Annotated in this window: 13 protein-coding genes; 5 read left to right on the top strand and 8 right to left on the bottom strand. The window is 74.3% G+C overall.

Annotated elements, in window-relative coordinates; translation table 11 throughout:
* Positions 1-115 precede the first annotated feature (115 nt).
* The gene (locus I8D64_RS03555; protein ID WP_228358798.1) at positions 116-511 is read left to right on the top strand and encodes a twin-arginine translocase TatA/TatE family subunit; all 396 of its coding nucleotides are present in this window, start codon (positions 116-118) and stop codon (positions 509-511) included.
* A 50-nt stretch (positions 512-561) separates the two neighbouring features.
* Here I8D64_RS03555 and I8D64_RS03550 read toward each other — a convergent pair whose 3' ends face one another.
* The 4 genes from I8D64_RS03550 to I8D64_RS03535 are packed head-to-tail and all read right to left on the bottom strand — an operon-like array spanning position 562 to position 5,457.
* A complete protein-coding gene (locus I8D64_RS03550) occupies positions 562-1,779 on the bottom strand; it encodes an Mrp/NBP35 family ATP-binding protein (RefSeq protein ID WP_200501078.1) in 1,218 nt (405 codons plus the stop codon).
* Positions 1,776-2,486 (bottom strand): DUF1003 domain-containing protein, encoded by a 711-nt coding sequence (locus tag I8D64_RS03545; RefSeq protein ID WP_246482645.1) that lies wholly within the window; start codon positions 2,484-2,486, stop codon positions 1,776-1,778. The genes I8D64_RS03550 and I8D64_RS03545 overlap by 4 nt, the downstream gene beginning before the upstream one ends.
* 5 nt (positions 2,487-2,491) lie before the next feature.
* Positions 2,492-3,832, bottom strand: a complete 1,341-nt coding sequence (locus I8D64_RS03540) for a magnesium transporter MgtE N-terminal domain-containing protein (RefSeq protein ID WP_200501077.1) — start codon at positions 3,830-3,832, stop codon at positions 2,492-2,494.
* A gap of 26 nt (positions 3,833-3,858) precedes the next feature.
* Positions 3,859-5,457 carry an aminopeptidase P family protein gene (locus I8D64_RS03535; RefSeq protein WP_200501076.1) on the bottom strand — a complete coding sequence of 533 codons (1,599 nt, stop codon included), beginning with the start codon at positions 5,455-5,457 and terminating at the stop codon, positions 3,859-3,861.
* A 161-nt stretch (positions 5,458-5,618) separates the two neighbouring features.
* Here I8D64_RS03535 and I8D64_RS03530 point away from each other — a divergent pair, with 161 nt between their 5' ends.
* Positions 5,619-6,506, top strand: coding sequence for a PHP domain-containing protein (locus I8D64_RS03530; protein WP_200501075.1), 888 nt, complete (start codon positions 5,619-5,621; stop codon positions 6,504-6,506).
* On the top strand, positions 6,503-7,135 hold the full coding sequence (locus I8D64_RS03525) for a MarC family protein (protein WP_200501074.1): 633 nt from the start codon (positions 6,503-6,505) through the stop codon (positions 7,133-7,135). The genes I8D64_RS03530 and I8D64_RS03525 overlap by 4 nt, the downstream gene beginning before the upstream one ends.
* A 143-nt stretch (positions 7,136-7,278) precedes the next feature.
* Here the strand turns inward: I8D64_RS03525 and I8D64_RS03520 are convergent, their stop codons facing one another.
* The 4 genes from I8D64_RS03520 to I8D64_RS03505 form a co-directional block, all read right to left on the bottom strand.
* Positions 7,279-8,268, bottom strand: a complete 990-nt coding sequence (locus I8D64_RS03520; protein ID WP_200501073.1) for an NAD-dependent epimerase/dehydratase family protein — start codon at positions 8,266-8,268, stop codon at positions 7,279-7,281.
* Between the two features lie 10 nt (positions 8,269-8,278).
* Positions 8,279-10,159 carry a DEAD/DEAH box helicase gene (locus I8D64_RS03515; RefSeq protein WP_200501072.1) on the bottom strand — a complete coding sequence of 627 codons (1,881 nt, stop codon included), beginning with the start codon at positions 10,157-10,159 and terminating at the stop codon, positions 8,279-8,281.
* A 241-nt stretch (positions 10,160-10,400) separates the two neighbouring features.
* The gene (locus tag I8D64_RS03510; protein WP_152353481.1) at positions 10,401-10,622 is read right to left on the bottom strand and encodes a DUF3107 domain-containing protein; all 222 of its coding nucleotides are present in this window, start codon (positions 10,620-10,622) and stop codon (positions 10,401-10,403) included.
* 153 nt (positions 10,623-10,775) lie between these two features.
* Positions 10,776-11,495 (bottom strand): TetR/AcrR family transcriptional regulator, encoded by a 720-nt coding sequence (locus I8D64_RS03505; protein WP_200501071.1) that lies wholly within the window; start codon positions 11,493-11,495, stop codon positions 10,776-10,778.
* 196 nt (positions 11,496-11,691) lie between these two features.
* Between I8D64_RS03505 and I8D64_RS03500 the strand changes: the two genes are divergently transcribed.
* A complete protein-coding gene (locus I8D64_RS03500) occupies positions 11,692-15,294 on the top strand; it encodes a PD-(D/E)XK nuclease family protein (protein ID WP_343068413.1) in 3,603 nt (1,200 codons plus the stop codon).
* Positions 15,291-18,833: an ATP-dependent helicase gene (locus I8D64_RS03495; RefSeq protein WP_343068412.1), complete on the top strand. Its 3,543-nt coding sequence runs from the start codon at positions 15,291-15,293 to the stop codon at positions 18,831-18,833. Before I8D64_RS03500 ends, I8D64_RS03495 begins: the two co-directional genes overlap by 4 nt.
* Positions 18,834-18,841: the final 8 nt, after the last annotated feature.

The raw sequence follows: 18,841 nt of genomic DNA, 5'->3' as shown, positions 1-18,841 counted from the left end.
GCACGCGGATGTCGACCAGGGTACGTCAGCACCCGCCCAGGTCGTACCGGCGCCCCACACAGGGTTGCTCTGCCATAATGGCCGGGCACATTTCGGTTCGATGGCAGGTGGACTCGTGGACATTTTCGGGGGCTGGGAGATCCTCATCCTGCTCATCGTGTTCGTGATCTTCATCGGACCGCAGCGCCTTCCGGAGTACACGCGCAACATCGTGCAGTGGGTGCGCAAGGCGCGCCGCTGGGTCGATGATTCCCGGGCCACCGTCGAGGACGAGATGGGCCTGTCCATGGACGAGCTGCGCAAGTACGACCCGCGTCAGTACGACCCGCGCCGCATCATCCGCGACGCCTGGGGCGACACCAGCGTGGACGACATCCTCCCGGACACCAAGGCGCTCACCGGCGCCGTCACGGGCACCGCCGCGGCCGCCTCCGGCTCGAAGCGCTCCACCAAGGGATCGACGGAGGACGAGGGACCCCAGCGGGCCCCCTTCGACGACGAGGCGACCTGACCCGCCTCTCCTGATCCGTCCCCGCCGCGCCCTCGTCGGCCCCGCAGCTCTCAGCCGCGCACGCTGAGCGGCAGACGCATCCCCGAGAGACCCCGCGGGCGCGCCACGAGCGCCGCGGCGATCGCGCGCAGCTGCTGGGCGGCGGGCTGCTCCGGATCGGAGAGCACGAGCGGCACACCGCCGTCGGCCCCCTCCCGCAGCCGAGGATCCAGCGGCACCTGCCCGAGCACCGGCACGGGATGCTCGACGGCGCCGGCGAGGGTCTCGGCGACCCGCTCCCCGCCGCCGGTGCCGAAGACGTCCATGCGCGAGCCGTCGGGCAGCACGAGGCCGCTCATGTTCTCCACGACCCCGGCCACGTCCTGCTTGGTGGCCTTGGCGAGCGAGCCCACCCGCTCGGCGACGGAGGCCGCGGAGACCTGCGGAGTGGTGACGACCAGCATCTGCGCCTTGGGCAGCAGCTGGGCGACGGAGATCGCGACGTCGCCGGTGCCGGGCGGGAGGTCCAGCAGCAGCACGTCGAGTTCGCCCCAGAAGACGTCGGAGGCGAACTGCTCGATCGCCCGGTGCATCTTCGGTCCGCGCCAGACGACGGCCTGCCCGTCGGGCACGAACATGCCGATGCTCATGACCTTCACGCCGTGCGCCTCGGGCGGCATGAGCAGGTCGCCCACCTTCGTGGGCTTGTCGGTGATGCCGAACATGCCCGGCATCGAGAAGCCGTGGATGTCCGCGTCGATCACCCCGACGGACAGACCCTGCGCGGCCATGGCGGCGGCGAGGTTCGCGGTCACGGTGGACTTGCCGACCCCGCCCTTGCCGGAGGAGACGGCGAGGATCCGGGTGAGGGTCCCGGGCTTGTTGAAGGGGATCTGACGGTGCCCCTGGCGCAGGCGCGTGGTGAGCGCCTTGCGCTGCTCGTCGGTCATCGCCCGCGAATCGACCTTCACGCCGGCCAGGCCGGGCACGGTCGCGGTCGCCTCCGCGGTCGAGCGCTCGAGCCGGTCGCGCATCGGGCAGGCCGCGATCGTCACGAGGATGGTCACCTCGGCGGTGCCGGCGGCGTCGATCGTCACCGAGTCGACCATGTCGAGCTCGGTGATGGGGCGGCCGATCTCCGGGTCGATCACCGCCTCGAGCGCCTCATGGATGCGGGCGATCCGGGGGTCCTCGGCCGACGCGGGCGCGCCGTGGGGATCCTGGGCCGACGACGGGGCCTGGTCCCGGGGATCCGGGGCCGGCGTGCCGGGGTCCTGCGGGGCGGTCATGGTGTCCCGCGCTCCGCGAGTGCCGAGCGCACCTCGCTGCGCAGCATCGCCCGCAGCTCCTCGCGATCGATGCCGACGGCCTGCGGCTGCGCCTCCGCGACGAGAACAGCGGGTCCCGCGCCCGAGCCCGAACCCGAGCCACCCGAGCCCGAGGCACCCGAGGCTCCCGAGGTCCCGGAGACCGCGGACGCACGACCGCTCTCGGCCGACCCGGCGGGCTCGTCCTCCTCGCGCTCCTTCTCGAGGTCCTCGAGGAGGTCGCGCAGCTCCCCGCGCACGAAGTCGCGGGTGGCGACGTCGTTCAGGGCGATGCGCAGGGAGGCGATCTCGCGCGTGATGAAGTCCGTGGTCGCGTGGTTGCGGTCGTTGGACTGGCGGTCCTGCTCGGCCTGCACGCGGTCGCGGTCGTCCTGGCGGTTCTGCGCGAGCAGCAGCAGCGGGGCCGCGTAGGAGGCCTGCAGCGAGAGGATCAGGGTCAGCAGCGTGAAGTTCAGGCTGCGGGGATCGAACTGGGCGCTCTCGGGCATGATCGAGTTCCAGGCCAGCCAGACGGCGCAGAACAGCGTCATCCCGACCAGGAAGGCCGGGGTGCCCATGAAGCGGGCGAAGCCCTCGGCGCCGCGGCCGAAGGTGTCGCCGGAGAGCGGGTTGCGGACGCGTCGGCGCAGGGGCTCCGGATCATCCAGGTTCGGCGTGCGGTCTGCCATCTCTCTCACCCCTTCCGCGAGTCGTCGGTGGTCGTGCTGTCGCTCTGGATGCTGCGGGCGATCTCCGAGAGATCGATCTGACCCGTGGTCACCGGGGGCTCGTCCTGTTCTCGCCAGTCATCGGGCAGCACGTGGTCGAGCACGTCGTCGACTGTGACCGCGCCCAGCAGGCGCCCCTCGTCGTCGACCACGGGGATCGAGACCAGGTTGTAGGTCGCCATCTCTCGCGTCACGCCCGAGAGCGGGACCTGCGGCTCGACCGTGTGGCGGTCGGCGTCGAGGATCTCGCCGACGGGCCGGTCGGGCCGCTCCCGCAGCAGGTGCTGGAAGTGGACGATGCCCAGCAGCTTGCCCGTCGGCGTCTCGAGCGGCGAGCGGCACACGTGGACGGTCGAGGCGAGCGCGGGGGAGAGCTCCTCCCGGCTGATCATCGCCAGGCAGTGCGCGACGGGCGTCTCCGGGGCCGTGATCAGCGGCTCCGTGGTCATCATGCCGCCCGCGGTGTACTCGTCGTAGGCGAGCAGGCGGCGCACGTCCTCGGCCTCCTCGGGCTCCATGAGCCCCAGCAGCGTCTCGGCGACCTGGTCCGGGAGCTCCTGGACGAGGTCCGCGGCGTCGTCGGGGTCCATCTCGTCGAGCACGTCGGCCGCGCGGGACGACTCCAGACCGGTGAGCACCTCGACGCGCGTGTCCTCGGGCAGCTCCTCGAGGACGTCGGCCAGACGGTCGTCGGCGAGCTCCGCGGCCAGCTCGATGCGCCGCTTGGCATCCAGCTCCTGGACGATGTCCGCGAGGTCCGCGGGCTTGAGGTCCTGGTAGGAGGCCAGCAGCAGCGCGGCCGACTGCTCGGTGTCGCTGCCGAACAGGCCCTTGACCGCGCTCTGATCGACCGTGAGGGTCTCCCCGCGGCTGACCAGCTTCGAGAGCCCCGAGCCCGTCTTCAGACGGCGCAGGTAGAGCTTCGCGACCACCCAGTCGTGCTGCCGGTTCTGCTCGAGGCCGACGTCCTGCACGGTCGCCCGGCCCGAGCCGTCCAGCAGCGACACGGTGCGCTCGAGCAGATCGCCGATGACGAGCTGCTCGCCGCTGCGCTTCTCGAAGCGCCGCAGGTTCAGCACGCCCGAGGAGATCACCTGCCCCGGCATGATCGACGTGACCCGGGTGACCGGCAGGAACACGCGCCGCTTGCCCGGCACCTCGACCACGAAGCCGACGGCGCGGGCGGCGCCGCGCGCCTGGGGGAGCACGACGACGTCCCTGATCTTCCCGACGGACTCGCCGATCGGGTCGAAGACGGCGGTGCCCGCCAGGCGTGCGGCGTAGAAGCGGGGCTGCGGAGAGGTCACGTCCCTCAGGGTAGTGCCCTGCCCGGTCAGCGGCCCGGGGTGAGTGATGCCATCCACGCCTCGATCTCGTCGGGCCGACGGGGCAGCGCGGCCGAGAGGTTCTCGACGCCGTCCTCGGTCACGAGCACGTCGTCCTCGATCCGCACGCCGATGCCGCGCAGCTCCTCGGGGACCTTGAGATCGTTCTCCTGGAAGTACAGCCCCGGCTCGATCGTGAACACCATGCCGGGCACGAGCTCGGCGTCCATGTACATCTCGCGGCGGGCCTGCGCGCAGTCGTGCACGTCGAGCCCCAGGTGGTGGCTCGTGCCGTGCACCATCCAGCGGCGGTGGAACTGGCCCTCGGGGGCGAGGGACTCCTCGGCCGTGCCGGGGAGCATGCCCCACTCCTCGAGGTGGCGGGCGATGACCTGCATCGCCGTCGTGTGCAGATCGCGGAAGCGGATGCCGGGGCGGGCCGCGGCGAAGGCCGCGTCGGCCGCCTCGAGGACCGCTTCGTAGACCCTGCGCTGGGCGGGCGAGTAGGTGCCGGACACCGGCAGGGTGCGGGTGAGGTCCGCGGTGTACAGGGAATCCACCTCGACGCCGGCGTCGATGAGCACGAGCTCGCCCTCGCTCACCGTGCCGTCGTTGCGCACCCAGTGCAGGGTGCAGGCGTGGTTGCCGGCCGCGGCGATGGTGTCGTAGCCGACGCCGTTGCCCTCGGCGCGCGCGGAGGCGCCGAAGACGCCCTCGATCACGCGCTCGCCGCGGCGGTGCCCGACGGCCTGGGGGAGCGCCGCCACGACGTCCTCGAAGCCGGCGATGGTGGCCTTCACGGCCTCGCGCATCTGCGAGACCTCGAAGTCGTCCTTGACCAGGCGCTGCTCGCTCGCGGCCTCCTGCAGACGATCGAACTCGCGCCTCTGCTCCTCGCCGTCCGGCAGGCCGTTCTGGGAGCGGATCTCCTCGACCATCCCCTGCACGCCGGCGTCGACCCCCGGGACGATCGCGAGCGAGAGCTGCGGGCCGACGTCCTTGGCGAGCGCGTCGCGCAGCTCGTCGATGTGGCGGCACTCGATCCCGATGCGCGCCGCGGTCTCCTCGAGGGTGGGACGGCGCCCGACCCACAGCTCGCCGTAGCGGGCGTCGGCGTAGAACTCGGTGGAGTCGAAGCCGGCGCGCGGGCGGAAGAAGTAGGTCGCGCGGGACGCGGGCTCGCCCTCCGCGGCGTCGGGGTCGGGCTCGACGACGAGCACGCTGTCGGGCTCCTCGTCCGTGCCCAGGCCGCTGAAGTAGACGAAGCCGGTGTCCGGGCGGAACGGGTAGTCGGTGTCGTTCGCACGCACCTTGAACACTCCCGCGGGCAGCGCCATGCGCGTCGCGGGCATCTCGCCGATCAGGGCGTCGCGGCGCGCGGGGGTGAAGTCCGCGACTTCACGGCGCTCGGCCGCCGGGACGGTCTCGTCCCAATCGGCCGCGATGAACGCGCGGAAGGCCTCGTTGGTGGGGCGCTCGGAGCGCGAGTCGCCGCGGGAGGCGAGCTCCTCGGCGCTCGGGCCGGGGCCGTCGGCCGGGGCCTCCTGGGCCGCCGGAGCGGGGGTCTCGCGGGTGGTGGGACGGGGCACGTCGTTGTTCTGGGTCATCACCCTCGCATCGTCTCACGCGGTGCGCGCCGGGGTCGGCGCGCGGCCTGCGCATCCTGTCTCGTCACCGGCTCGGGGCCGTACGGGCACGGGCCGTGCCCGCACGCACGGGACAGCACGGGCGCGGGGTCGCACGGGCGCAGGGCTGGCAGGATGGGCGCATGGCCCACCTGCCCCCGGGGCTCGCCGACGAGTCCCGCATCGATCTGCACGCGCACACCCGGTGCTCCGACGGCACCGACGACGTCGACGCGCTCGTGCGCCATGCCGCCGAGGAGGGCCTGGACGTCGTCGCGCTCACCGATCACGACACCACCGCGGGCTGGGACGAGGCCGCCGAGGCATCCCGCCGCCACGGCGTCGCGGTGATCCCCGGCATCGAGGTCTCCACGGAGTGCGAGGACCTCTCGGTGCACGTGCTCGCGCTCCTGCCCGACCCGTCGTCGAGCACCGTGCTGCACTCCCACATGGAGCACGCCCGCGAGTCCCGCGGCACGCGCGCCCGTCGCATGGTCGAGCGCCTCGCCGCCGATCACCCCATCCGCTGGGAGGACGTCGAAGCGCAGGTCGCGGGTGAGAGCACGACCGTCGGACGCCCCCACATCGCCGACGCCCTCGTGGCCCGCGGAGTCGTCGCGGACCGCACGGAGGCCTTCGGTGATCTGCTGAGCTCCTCGAGCCCGTACTACGTGCGCTACTGGGCGCCCGAGCCCGCGCAGGCGGTGCGTGCGATCGTCGCGGCGGGCGGCGTCGCCGTGGTCGCCCACCCCGGCGCGCTCACCCGCGGCAGCACCATCCCCGACGACCTCCTCGAGGAGATGGTCGCCGCGGGACTGGCCGGCATCGAGGTCGACCACCGTGAGCACGATGATGTCTCGCGGGCGAGACTGCGCGCCTTCGCCCGATCCCACGAGCTCCTGGTCACCGGGGGCAGCGACTACCATGGCGCGGGCAAACCGAACCGGCTGGGCGAGAACCTCACCCGTCCGTCCGTGCTGGCCGCTCTGATCGAGCGCGCCACGAGCAGAACCGAGGTCCTCCTCCCGTGAACGTGGTCGATCTGCGCTTCCTCGCGGGAGTGTTCGTCACGCTGTTCGTGATCGTCGACCCGCCGGGGACGGTCCCGATCTTCCTCTCGCTCACGCGCACGATGACATCGAAGCAGCGCTCGCGCGCGGCGATGGTCGCCGTGGGCGTCGCGATCCTCATCATCGCGTCCTTCGCCGTGTTCGGCCGCTTCATCCTCGCCTACATGCACATCTCGCTGCCGGCGCTGCAGTTCTCCGGCGGTCTGCTCCTGCTGCTCATCTCCCTGCAGCTGCTGATGGGCAAGGAGGGCGAGCTCGCCCAGAGCAGCGGAGTGAACGTGGCCCTGGTGCCGCTGGGCACCCCGCTGCTGGGCGGTCCCGGCGCGATCGTGGCGATGATGCTGTTCGTCGACCAGTCCCACGGCGAGCTCGCGCGGGTGAACGCGCTGGTCATCGCGCTCGTGGTGATGGCGGTCGTGCTGTACGTGTTCATGCGCTTCGCCGACGTCATCGCGAAGATCCTGGGCGACGGCGGCGTCACCCTGGTCACCCGGATCTCCGGCGTGCTGCTCGCCGCGATCAGCGTGCAGATGCTCTTCGACTCCGTGCATTCGTTCCTGCAGACCTGGGGCGTGATCGCCGCGTCCTGACGCGCGGGGTCCCATCGCCTCGTCGTCGCCCCGGGCCCCGCCGAGGCGTGAGAGGTGCGAAACGGTTGCCAAGAGCGCTCTTGGCAACGACTTCGCACCGTTCGACGTCCCGACAGGGCCGCCCGGGGCCGCCGCCCGAGGGGTCAGCCTCCGTCGAACTGGTCGGGCAGCTCCCAGGCGCCGTCGGCCCCGCGTCGGGCGATCGATCGCACCCACCGGGCCGTCCGCGCGAGCGTCGCCGCAGGCTCCGGGGGAGGGCCGACGAGCTCGCGCAGGGTGCTGAGGTCGAGCTCCTGCCCGGTGGCCCAGGCCCCCGGGAGCGCGCCCGCCTCGCCGGGTGCGGCAGGGCGCACCGCGAGACCGGTCGCGGTCGTGCCGCCGTCCCGGAGTGCGCCGGTGAGGATCCGGGCCGCCTGGAGGTTCGTCACCGCGGGCGCGTCGCCGACGTTCACGACGCGGGAACCGGGCCGGCGCAGGCACGCGGCGAGGGCCTGCGCGAGGGACGCGGTGGAGGTGAGGGTGCCGATCTCATCGGCCCGCGCGACGGCGATCTCCCGCGCGCCCTCGAGCACGGAGCGCACCAGCGGCCACTCGCGCACGCGGCGGGTCGAGGGGCCGTGGATGCGGGCCGCCCGCAGCACGCTCACGCGCTCCCCGTCCGCGGCGAGGACCCGCTCGGCCTGCGCCTTGTTCGCCCCGTAGCCCAGGCGCGAGGCGTACGGCTCGCCGTGGTGCTCCATCGTCGCGGTGGTCTCCGGAGTGGGACCTGGCCACTGCGGCGCCTCCTCGGAGTTCGCGTGACGGCCGGCGGCATCGACGTAGACGGCGCGGGAGGACAGCATGATCGTGCTTCCGCTCGCACGCGACCAGCGGGCGAGGGCGGCCGCATGGTCCGGGGTGTAGCACTGGCCGTCGACGATCCCGTCGACGCCGTCCCCGACGAGCGCGTCGATCCCGGGTGCGTCGTCCCGGTCGAGGGCGAGCACGCGGATGCCGAGCGCGGTCCAGTGCCGCGGGGCGAGCTCGGGACGACGGCAGGTGACGGTGACATCGACCCCTGAACGTGCGAGATCCTCGGCGGCAGCGGCGAGAGTGCCGGTGCCGCCGAGGATCAGGCAGGCGGGGGAGGTCATCGGAGCCGGGTCAGGACTCCGGGCCGGACTCGGAGCGCCCGCCCGTGCTGCTCTGCTCGCCCTGGTCGCCCTGGCGACGACCGCGGCCTCCGCGGGAGCGCCGACGACGCGGGCGCGAGGACTCCTCGCCGTCGCGGCCGCCCTTGTCGGGACCGCTGGTCGCGGAGCCGCCGGAGGCGCCGCCGTTCTCGGAGCCGGAGACGACCTCGCCGTTCACACGACGGGTGCGGGTGCGGCTGCGCGAGCGGCGCGGCCGGTCCTGCGCCGGCTTCTCGGCGTCCGAGCCCTCGCCGGAGCCCTCGGCACGGGCCGGACGCTCGGAGTCGCCGCGGGAGCGACCGCCGCGTCCACCGCGACCGCCCTCTCCGCGTCCGCCCTCGCCACGACCACCGCGTCGGCCCTCATCGCGACCGCCGCGACCGCCGCCCTCGCGCCCCCGGCCGCCGCGCGAGGAGTCCTCGCGACGCGACTCGGGACCGCCCAGGTCCTCGATCTCCTCGGCGTCCAGGCCCTCGCGGGTTCGCCGCTCCTTGGGGAGGGTGCCCTTCGCGTCGGTCGGGATGTCGAGGTCGGTGAACAGGTGCTCGGAGGTCGAGTAGGTCTCGACGGCCTCGGTGGACTCCAGGCCCAGCTGCCGGGCGATGAGCGCCCAGCGCGCGAGGTCCTCCCAGTCCACGAAGGTCACGGCGGTGCCCTTCTTGCCTGCGCGCCCGGTGCGGCCGGTGCGGTGCAGGTAGGTCTTGTCGTCGTCCGGGGAGTTCCAGTTGATGACGTGCGTGACGTCCTCGACGTCGATGCCGCGGGCGGCGACGTCGGTCGCCACGAGCACGTCGATCTTGCCGGTGCGGAAGGCGCGCAGGGCCTGCTCGCGAGCGCCCTGGCCCAGGTCGCCGTGCAGCGGGGCGGCCGCGAAGCCGCGGTCCATGAGGTCGTGGGCGACCTTGTCCGCCTGGCGCTTGGTGCGCATGAACACGATCGTCAGGCCGCGTCCGCGGGCCTGCAGGATGCGCGCGAGCACCTCGATCTTGTCGAGCTGGTGGGCGCGGTAGATGACCTGCTTGATGTCGGCCTTGGTGCGCGAGGCGTCACCCGGGTCGTGGGCGCGGATGTGCGTGGGCCGGCTCATGAAGCGGCGGGCCAGGGCCATGATCGGACCGGGCATCGTTGCGGAGAACAGCATCGTCTGGCGCGTCGTCGGGACGGCCTTGAGGATCTTCTCGATGTCCTCGAGGAAGCCCAGGTCCAGCATCTCGTCGGCCTCGTCGAGGACCGCGGTGCGGACCTGCGAGAGGTCCAGGTGGCCCTGTCGCATGAGGTCGATGAGGCGACCGGGGGTGCCGACGACGATCTCGATGCCCTTGTCCAGGGCCTCGATCTGCGGCTCGTACGCGCGGCCGCCGTAGATGGTGAGCAGGCGCACGGGACGCTTGGCGGAGGCCGCCTGCAGGTCGGAGGCGACCTGGACCGCGAGCTCGCGCGTGGGCAGCACGACGAGGCCCTGCGGCTTGCCGACGGGTCGGCTCTGCGGGTTGTCCTCGCCGGGGGCGACAACGCTCTGGAGCATCGGGATGCCGAAGCCCAGGGTCTTGCCGGTACCGGTCTTCGCCTGGCCGATGATGTCGCGCCCCTTGAGGGCGATCGGCAGGGTCATGGCCTGGATCGGGAACGGGTGGGTGATCCCCTTCGCGGCCAGCGCCTCGACGATGTCCTCGCGGACGTCGAAATCGGCGAAGGTCTGCGACGGAGCGGTGTCCTCGGCGGGCGCGGCCGCAGCGGCCGTCGCCTCGGGATCGGGGGTGCCGGAGCTCTGCTCGACGGCGATGGAGGAGGCCGGGGTGTCGGGCGCGATCGCGCCGGTGGCCTCAGGGGTGTGCGGGGTGGATTCGGGCACAGTTCATCTCTCTGATCAAAGTGGTGCACTGCCATCGTAGCGTTGTGCGCCCCGTCGCCCGATGGAGGGGGCGACGACGGGGCGGGCCGACGACGGGGCGGGCCGACGGCGGGGTCGGCCGACGGCGGGGTGGGACGACGGCGGAGACGGGCTGGGCGGGCCAGGACGCACGACGGCCGACGACAGGGGCTCTCCGCCCTGCTGCCGTCGGCCGTGCTGCTCGACGCGGTCGCCGCTGGACTCAGCCCAGGAAGCCGACCCGCTTCTGCGTGGGGCTGGAGATCTCGGCGTAGGCGATCTTCGCGCCCGGCACCAGGACGGTGCCGCCCTTGGAGTCCTTGAGAGTCGCGATCGAGCCGTCGCCCAGGGCGGTCTCGAGAGCGGCCTGCACCGACTCGGCGCTCTCCTCGGTCTCGATCACGAGCTCGCGAGGCGCGTGCTGGATGCCGATGCGGATGTCCATGTGAGGTCCTTCCCTCGTGCGTGCGGTCGATCCGGGAGTCTATCGCCGGATGCCTCGCCACGGGCGGGTCCCGGGGCCCTGTGCGGTGCGCTCTGGGGTGAATCCGCCGTCGGCGGAATCACGGAGGGAGGGGGCGGCGTCCGCCACGTGGTCTCAGACCAGCTCGTGCGCCCCGTCGGCCGCCGGAGAGTCCTCCTCGAGACCGGCGATGCCCGAGGCCACGAACCGCGAGAGCAGGTCGAGCTCCGCAGCCGACGGGCCCGCCGGACCGGGCGGTCCGGCTCCTGCCGCGGCAGTCCCGTCCGCGGCAGTCGCCGCCGGGTCGGCCCCCTCCGGGTCGGTCCACTCCGGGCCATCGGCCCCCGTCCCTTCGGGGCGCAGCACGTCGCCCGCCGCGAGGGCGATCAGGCAGCGGCCCAGCAGGACGGCCGTGCGGTCGGGCAGGACGGGGCGGTGCACGAGGGCCTGGGCGAGGGTGCGCGCGAGCTGGGTGCGGAAGACCGAGACCAGGGCGCTCACCGGCCGGGACACGGACTCCTCGCTCAGCAGCAGGCGCACGCCCAGATGGTCGTCGGCCAGACGCTGCACGCGACGGATCGCTCCTCGCGCGCGCTCCTGGGTGTCCCCGGTCAGCGGCGGCAGCGAGCGGGCGGCGGCGAGAACGCGGGCGCCCACGCCCTCGACGACCATGAGATACAGCGCTTCCTTCGAGTCGAAGTGCTGGTACAGGACGGGCTTGGTGACGCCCACGGCGCGCGCGATGTCCTCCATGGAGGTGCTGCGGAAGCCGTGCGCGACGAAGGCGTCGGTGGCTGTGGCGAGGACCAGCGCACGGCGCTCCGACTTCGGCATCCGCTGCGTGGACCGTGCCATCTGTGGCTCCTCCCGGCAGAGGACGACCCTCGGCCCTCATGTCGATGCGCGGTCGCGACCCCTCGCGCACGACCTGCACGGGACATTCTAGGGCATTTGTCCGGTAAGCCGGGCTTGCCGGGATCGCGCGTCGTCCCGCGCCCGCGGGCCTCGTCCGTGGCCTCGGATGTCCGCCCGCTGTGGTCCACTGGACGACGTGCAGAAGACGGAGGCGGGACCAGGGATCGGCGAGCTGCGGGTGCTGCCGCCGGACCCCCGGCGCCTGCCCGCCCTGCTGCGCCCCCAGGACCTGGATCCCACGCAGCGCGAGGCGCTGGACGCGTTCCTCGGCGGGAGCGATGTGCTCGTCCACGGCGCACCGGGCACAGGACGCACGGCCCTCGCGCTCGCCGCCGCCCTCGCGCGCACGGGCGCCGAGGCGCACGGGGGAGCGCGCGAGGAGGATCGCGAACAGGACGAGGAACAACGGGACGCGCCGGGCGACGAGGACGCCCGCGGCACGGCCGACGGGCGCGACTGGGACCAGCACCGGGAGATCCTCCTGCTCTCACCCCGTCGTGCGGCGGCCGATCCGCTGCGCGACGCGGTCGCCCTGGCGGGCGGCGCCTCGGATGCGCGCGGCCCCGCGGTGCGCGTCGCGACCCCTCCCGCCTTCGGGTTCGCCCTGGTGCGCGCCGCCGCGCTCGAGGACGGCCGGGGGGAGCCGACGCTGGTCACCGGCGCGGAGCAGGACGCGCTGCTGGGCGACCTCGTCCTCGACCGCGCCGACTGGTCGCTCGACGTGGACGCCGCCACCCGCACCCTCGCGGGCTTCCGCACGGAGCTGCGCGACCTCATCACCCGCGCCCAGGAGCTCGGCATCGGCCCCGCGGCGCTGCGCCGGCTGGGCCACCATCGGGGCCGCGCCGCCTGGCTCGACGCCGCCGACATCCTCCGCGAATACCTCGACGTGCTCGACCTGCAGTCCCAGGCCGCGCTCGACGCCGGGCCCCGCCTGGACTCCGGCGCGCTCGTGCGCCGCGCCGCCCGACTCGTCGAGCGGCTCGATCCGCGCCTCCTGCCAGCCGCCGTGATCGTCGACGACGCCCAGGACCTCACCGTCGCCGGCGTCTCCCTCGTCCTCGCGCTGGCCCGGGCCGGCTCCCGGGTGCTCGTGACCACCTGCCCCGACGTGATGGTCGACTCCTTCCGCGGAGCGGTGGCCGACGCCGCGGCGCGCATCGAGGCAGGCCTCCCGCGCTCCGCCCGCACCGTCCTGCTCACCTCCGCCCACCGCTCGGCGGCTCCCCGCGCCGCCCTCGACGCCCTGCGCGGACGGCTCCCGCTGGCCGGCGCACCCGCCGAGGTGCGACGGCCCGCTGGGGAGCCGTCCTCGGGCCCGTCGGAGCGCGCCGTCCCCGCAGGGCTCTCCGTGCTCACCGCCTCGGACCCCGAGGAGGAGGGACGCGCGATCGCGGGCGCCCTGCGCGATCTGCACCATCGCGGGGACGTCCCCTACGACGAGATGGCCGTGATCTGCCGCTCGGGCGGGATCGTGCGCGAGGTCGCCGACATGCTCGCCCGCCATGGGCTCGCCGTCACCACCCCGCAGCGCCTGCCCGCCCTGCGGGAGGAGCCCGTGGTCACCGACCTGCTGCGCATCGTCGAGCTCGCGGTGAGCGGCCCGGCGCTCGGGCCTGCGTCCGCATCCGGTGCCCGTCCCGCGACGGATCCCGCAGGGGAGGACCTCGCTCCCGCGCTGACGGCGGCCGAGGCCGCGCAGCTGCTGCGCGGACCCTACGGGGACGCCGATGACCTGCGCCTGCGCAGGATCCGCCGCGCACTGCTCGACGCCCGCCGCGCCGCGCCGACCGAGACCGCCGCGCCGACCGAAACTGCCGCGTCGGCCGAGACCGCCGCGTCGGCCGAGTCCTCAGCACCGGCCCCCGAAGCGCGTGAGGGCCCCGCGGCGCCCGTGGGCTCGAGCGACCTGCTCGCCCGAGCGCTCGTGGCGGAGCAGGCCCCCGCGGGCCTCGAGGACGGCGGCCGCACCGCGACCCCCGTGCTGCGCATGCGCCGCATGATCCGCGCCGTGCGCGAGCTCGGACCCGCTCCCGCCGCGGCCGACGCCCTCTGGGCCGCCTGGGAGGCCGCGCACCTGGCCGAGGGCTGGCAGCGCGCGGCGCTCAGTGAGGACGCGGAGGACGTCGACGGCGCCCGCGCCCGTCTCACCTCCCACCGCCTCGACGCGGTCGGCGCCCTGTTCGCCGCCGTCGACCGCTTCACCGAGCGTCGCGGCCAGGCCGACGCGCTCGTCTTCATCGACCAGATCCGCACTCAAGCCGTCGCCGAGGACACCCTCGCGCCGTGCGCCGAGGCCGCCGGGCGCGTCGCCGTGCTCACCCCCGCGCAGCTCGCGGGCGCCGAGCGCGACACGGTCGTGCTCGCGCGCGTCCAGGAGGGCACCTGGCCCAATGTCCGCCTGCGCTCGACGCTGTTCGGCGCCGCTGAGCTGAGCCTGCTCGGCTCGAGGCCTGACGGCGAGGAGCTGCCGCTCGAACCCGCGGCCCTGCGCGCCGTCCAGCGCGAGAGCGTCGTGGCCGACGAGGTCCGCCTCGCCCTCAGCGCCCTCACCCGGGCGCGCGAGCGCGTCCTCGTCACCGCGGTGGACGGCGGGGAGGTCGCGCCGTCGGCCCTGGTCCCGCTTCTGCAGTCCCGCGCCGGCGAGGGCTGGCTCGACCCCGCCGTCCTCACCGAGGACCCGGGACCGGCGCCCGACGCGCGCCGCCTGGTCGCCGCCCTGCGCCGTCGCCTGCTGGACGCGGAGGAGACCCAGGGGAGCGGGACGAGCGCGCAGGCAGCTGTGCTCCTGGAGAGCCTGCGTGCGGAGGGCGTGCCGGGCACCGACCCGACGACCTGGTACCACCAGGATCCCAGCGTCGATGAGCCCGTGCGGCAGAGCGGCGCGCAGGTGCGGCTCAGCCCGTCGGCCCTCGAGCGCGCCCACGCGTGCCCGCTGGCCTGGCTCCTCGAGCGCTCGGGCGGCTCGAAGCCCTCCGGGCCCGCACAGCTCGTGGGCACCGCCGTGCATCGCCTCGCCCAGGAGAGCCCCGCCGGCGTGGCCCCCGACCGCGTCGAGGACGTGGTGGTGCGCCTGCACATGCTGCTGCGACCCCTGCAGCTCGAGGACACGTGGTCCGGCAGGCGCACCCTGCGCCGCGCCGAGGACTCCGTGCGCCTGCTCGAGGACTACCTGCGCACCGCGCCGCCCGCGGCCGCGATCGAGGCGCCCTTCGAGGTCACCCTCGGCGACGTCGTGCTGCGCGGCGCGATCGACCGCATCGAGGGCGAGACGCGGGCGAGCGCTGAGGCGGGCGCCCAGGAGAGCGCCGAGGAGGGAGCCGAACCGGCCGGCGCCGGACAGAGCCCCGCCCGGAAGGACATCGGCTCGCTGAGGATCGTCGACCTCAAGACGGGCCGCGCGGCGAAGAAGGCGGCCGACGTCGAGGAGGACCTGCAATTGGGCGCCTACCAGAGCGCCGTCGCCTCCGGTGCCCTCGCCGAGGCCCTCGGTTCGGACGCCCCGGAGCGCCTGGCCGGGGCCCAGCTCGTCTACGTCGGCACCGGGACCGCGAAACCCGTGCTGCGCACCCAGAGCGCGCTCGGCACGGCCGAGGACCCGCACTGGTTCGAGGCCGTCGTCGAGGACACCGCCCGCGAGGTCTCGGGCGCGCGCGTCACCGCCCGCCGCAACGCCCACTGCGACACCTGCGCGGTGCGCCGCATCTGCCCGCTGTGGGCCGAGGGGGCCGAGCTGTGAACACGACCCGTCTGAGCGCGGCTCGCCTCGCCGCCCTCATGGACCGGCCCGCGCCCACCGACGAGCAGATCGCCGTCATCGAAGCGCCTCTCGCCCCGATGCTCGTCGTCGCCGGGGCGGGGAGCGGCAAGACCGAGACGATGGCCTCGCGGGTGGTCTGGCTGATCGCGAACGGCCTGGTCGAACCCCGGCAGGTGCTGGGGCTGACCTTCACGCGCAAGGCCGCCCACGAGCTGGCCGAGCGCATCACCGGGCGCCTCGGAACCCTCGCGACCGCGCTGCGCGCCGAAGGACTGCCCGTCCCGCGCGGCCTCGAGCGGGCGGGGGACGACCTGCTGGGCCAGGAGGTCCAGGTCCACACCTACAACGGCTTCGCCCTCGACCTCGTGCGCGAGCACGCGCTGCGCGTGGGGCTGGACCCCGAGTTCTCCATGATGTCGCCCTCGGCCGCCTGGCAGCTCGCCCATGAGCTCGTCGAGGCGACGGACGACTCCCTGGACCTCGATGCCTCGCCCGCCTCGCTCACCGCGGCCCTCGTCTCGCTCACGTCCTCGCTCGCGGACCACCTCGTCGGACCCGAGAAGCTCGCCGCCGAGCTGCGCGCGATCCGCGACCACCTCGGCCAGATCCCCCTCCAGGTCAGCGGACGCCGACGCACGACACCCAAGGACGTCGCCGCCGTCATCTCCGCGTGCGAGCAGCGGCTCGAGCTGATCCCGCTGCTCGAACGCTTCGCCGCGATCCGCACCGAGCGCAGCGCCCTGGAGTTCTCCGACCAGGTGCACCTGGCCGCGCGCATCGCCCGCGAGGTGCCCGAGGCCGGCCGTCTGGCCCGCGAGCTGCACCCCGTGGTGCTGCTCGACGAGTTCCAGGACACCTCGGTCGCCCAGCTGCGCATGCTCGCGGACCTCTTCGGCCCCGGCCATGCCGCGTGCGCCGTCGGCGACCCCCAGCAGGCGATCTACGGATGGCGCGGCGCGTCGGCCGCCTCCCTCGACGGCTTCGCGAGGGCCTTCGCGACCCCTGACTCACCGGACGCCCCCGCCGCACCGGTGCTGCAGCGCACCCTGTCGACCTCCTGGCGGAACGACCGCGCCGTCCTTGACGTCGCCAACCGCATCGCCGCCCCGCTGCGCAGCGCCTCGACGGCCATCGCCATCCCCGAGCTGCAGGTGCGCCCGGGCGCCGGCGAAGGGACGGTGCACGTCCACGAGGCCGCCGACGAGCGCTCCGAGGCGCGGGCGATCGCCCGCTGGATCCTCGAGCGGCGCGGACGGGCCGGCGGTGCCGCGGATGCGACGTCTCACCCGTCCGGGACGGCGGGCGAGGCAGGATCGGAGCCGCTGCCGAGCGCCGCCGTGCTCGTGCGCGCGCGCAAGCAGATCGCTCCGATCGTCGAGGCTCTCGAAGAAACCGGACTCCCCGTGCAGGTCATGGGCCTGGGCGGACTCCTGGACCGGCCCGAGGTGGCCGACGTGCGCGCCCTCCTCGAATGCGTCCACGACCCCGGGCGCGGCGACTGGCTCATGCGTCTGCTCGCCGGGCCCCGCTTCCGCCTCGGCGCGCGCGACATGTCCGTCCTCGGCCGCTGGCGCGAGCAGCTCGCGGCACGGCGTCGTCGCGCCGCAGCGGTCGCAGGATCCACCGTCGGCGCAGGCGCCGAGGGGAGCGGCAGTGCGGCGGGCGGCAGCGCGGCGGGTACCGGGGCGACGGGCGTCGGCGGGGCCGACGGAGCCGACGAGATGACCCTCATCGACGCGGTCGACGATCTCCCCGCCCCGGACTGGACCGACCCGGACGGACGCTCCCTCAGCCCCACCGCCCGTGAGCGCCTGCGCGACCTGCAGGGGATCCTGCGCGCCCTGCGGCGGCGTCTGGCGCTGCCTCTGCCCGACCTCATCCAGGAGGCCGTGCGCGCGCTGGGCCTCGACCTCACCCTGCTCTCTCAGTCGCCTGCCGACCCGCCCCTCGGCGGGCTCCCGGCGCTGCGCGAGCACGCGGCGGCCTTCGAGCGCACCGCCCAGCGTCCGGGCCTGGGCCCCTTCCTCGCCCTGCTCGAGATCAGCGAGGACCAGGAGGCGGGGCTCGCCATGGGAGCGGGCCAGGCCGACCCCGACCCCGATGCGGTCACGGTGGTCACCATGCACTCCGCCAAGGGCCTCGAATGGGACCTGGTCGCGGTCGCCGGGCTCAGCGAGGGCTCCGTCCCGTCCTACGACCTGCGCCGCGCGAAGACCACGGAGGACGGCACCGTGCGCGTGGCGGACTCCGGATGGATCGGGAAGCTCGCCGATGCCTCGATCCCCAGCTCCCTGCGCGGGGACGCCGACATCCTGCCGCAGCTCGACTGGGCGAGCGCCGACACCCAGGTCGACGCCGAGTCCCTGGTCCAGGAGTTCCGCTTCGCCCAGGGCGAGGAGTCCCTGCGCGAGGACCGGCGGCTGATGTACGTCGCGGTCACCCGGGCGCGGGAGGACCTGCTGCTCAGCTCGTGCGCGTGGCGCACCGGCGCGGCCAGGCCCCGGCCGCGCTCGCGCTACCTGCGCGAGGCGCTGCCCCTGGTGCCCGAGCGCTTCCAGGAGATCGAGGAGGTCCCCGAGACGAACCCGCTGGACGCGCGGCTGTTCGAGGCCTCCTGGCCGCCGGCGCCGGGGGAGGCGGAGCACCGTCGCGCCGATGCCGAGGCGCTCGTGCGCGCCGCTGCCGAGGGGCGACTGCCGGATCTCCCCGAGGACGCCGCGCTGGCCGAGCAGACCCGCCGGGTCCTCGCGGATCTCGCGGAGCGCCGCGCTCAGCTCACGGTGCGCTCGCCCGCACGGCTCTCGGCCTCCCAGATCGTCGCCCGCGCCCAGGACCCGCAGGCGGCGGCCCGGGCGATGCTGCGGCCGCTGCCGCGACGGCCCTCGCGCTCGGCCCGCCGTGGCACCGCCTTCCATGCATGGCTCGAGCAGCGCCTCGAGGGCGGTGCGCTCCTGGACCTCGAGGACCTCACCGAGCTCGCCGACCTCGAGGACTCTCCGCTCACGGATGCGCCCGACGCGGACCCCGCGGGCATGGCCGACGGGGACCTCTCGGACGCCGAGGCGCTGGCCCGCATGCGCGAGTCCTTCGAGCGCTCGCCCTACGCCCAGCAGGTGCCTCTCGCCGTGGAAGAGCCCGTGACCACGCGCATCGGACCGCTCGCGATCCGCGGCGTCATCGACGCCGTGTTCCCCGATCCGGAGTCCGAGGACGGCGTGGTCATCCTGGACTGGAAGACCGGGGCGCCGCCCACCGGCGCCCGTCGGCGCGCCCGCGCCCTGCAGCTGTCGGTGTACCGCCTGGCCTGGCACGAGCGCACGGGCCTGCCGCTGTCGCGGATCCGCACCGTGTTCTTCTACGTCTCCGCGGGCAGGACCGACGAGGTGCGCCGCCACCCCTCGCGCCGGGCCCTCGAGCACATGCTCCTCGCGGAGGGCGAGCCGTCGGACCCCACCTCGACGGACGCCCCGCCGGCGGACACCCCGCCGTCGGACACCCCGTCGGCGGGGCGGCCGTAGCCCCCGAG

Origin of the sequence: Brachybacterium halotolerans, assembly GCF_016623465.1 — a bacterium.
In the GTDB taxonomy this organism is placed as follows: Bacteria; Actinomycetota; Actinomycetes; order Actinomycetales; family Dermabacteraceae; genus Brachybacterium; species Brachybacterium halotolerans.
The sequence above is the reverse complement of the archived record's forward strand: the minus strand, read 5'-3'. Positions and strand labels throughout refer to the sequence as shown.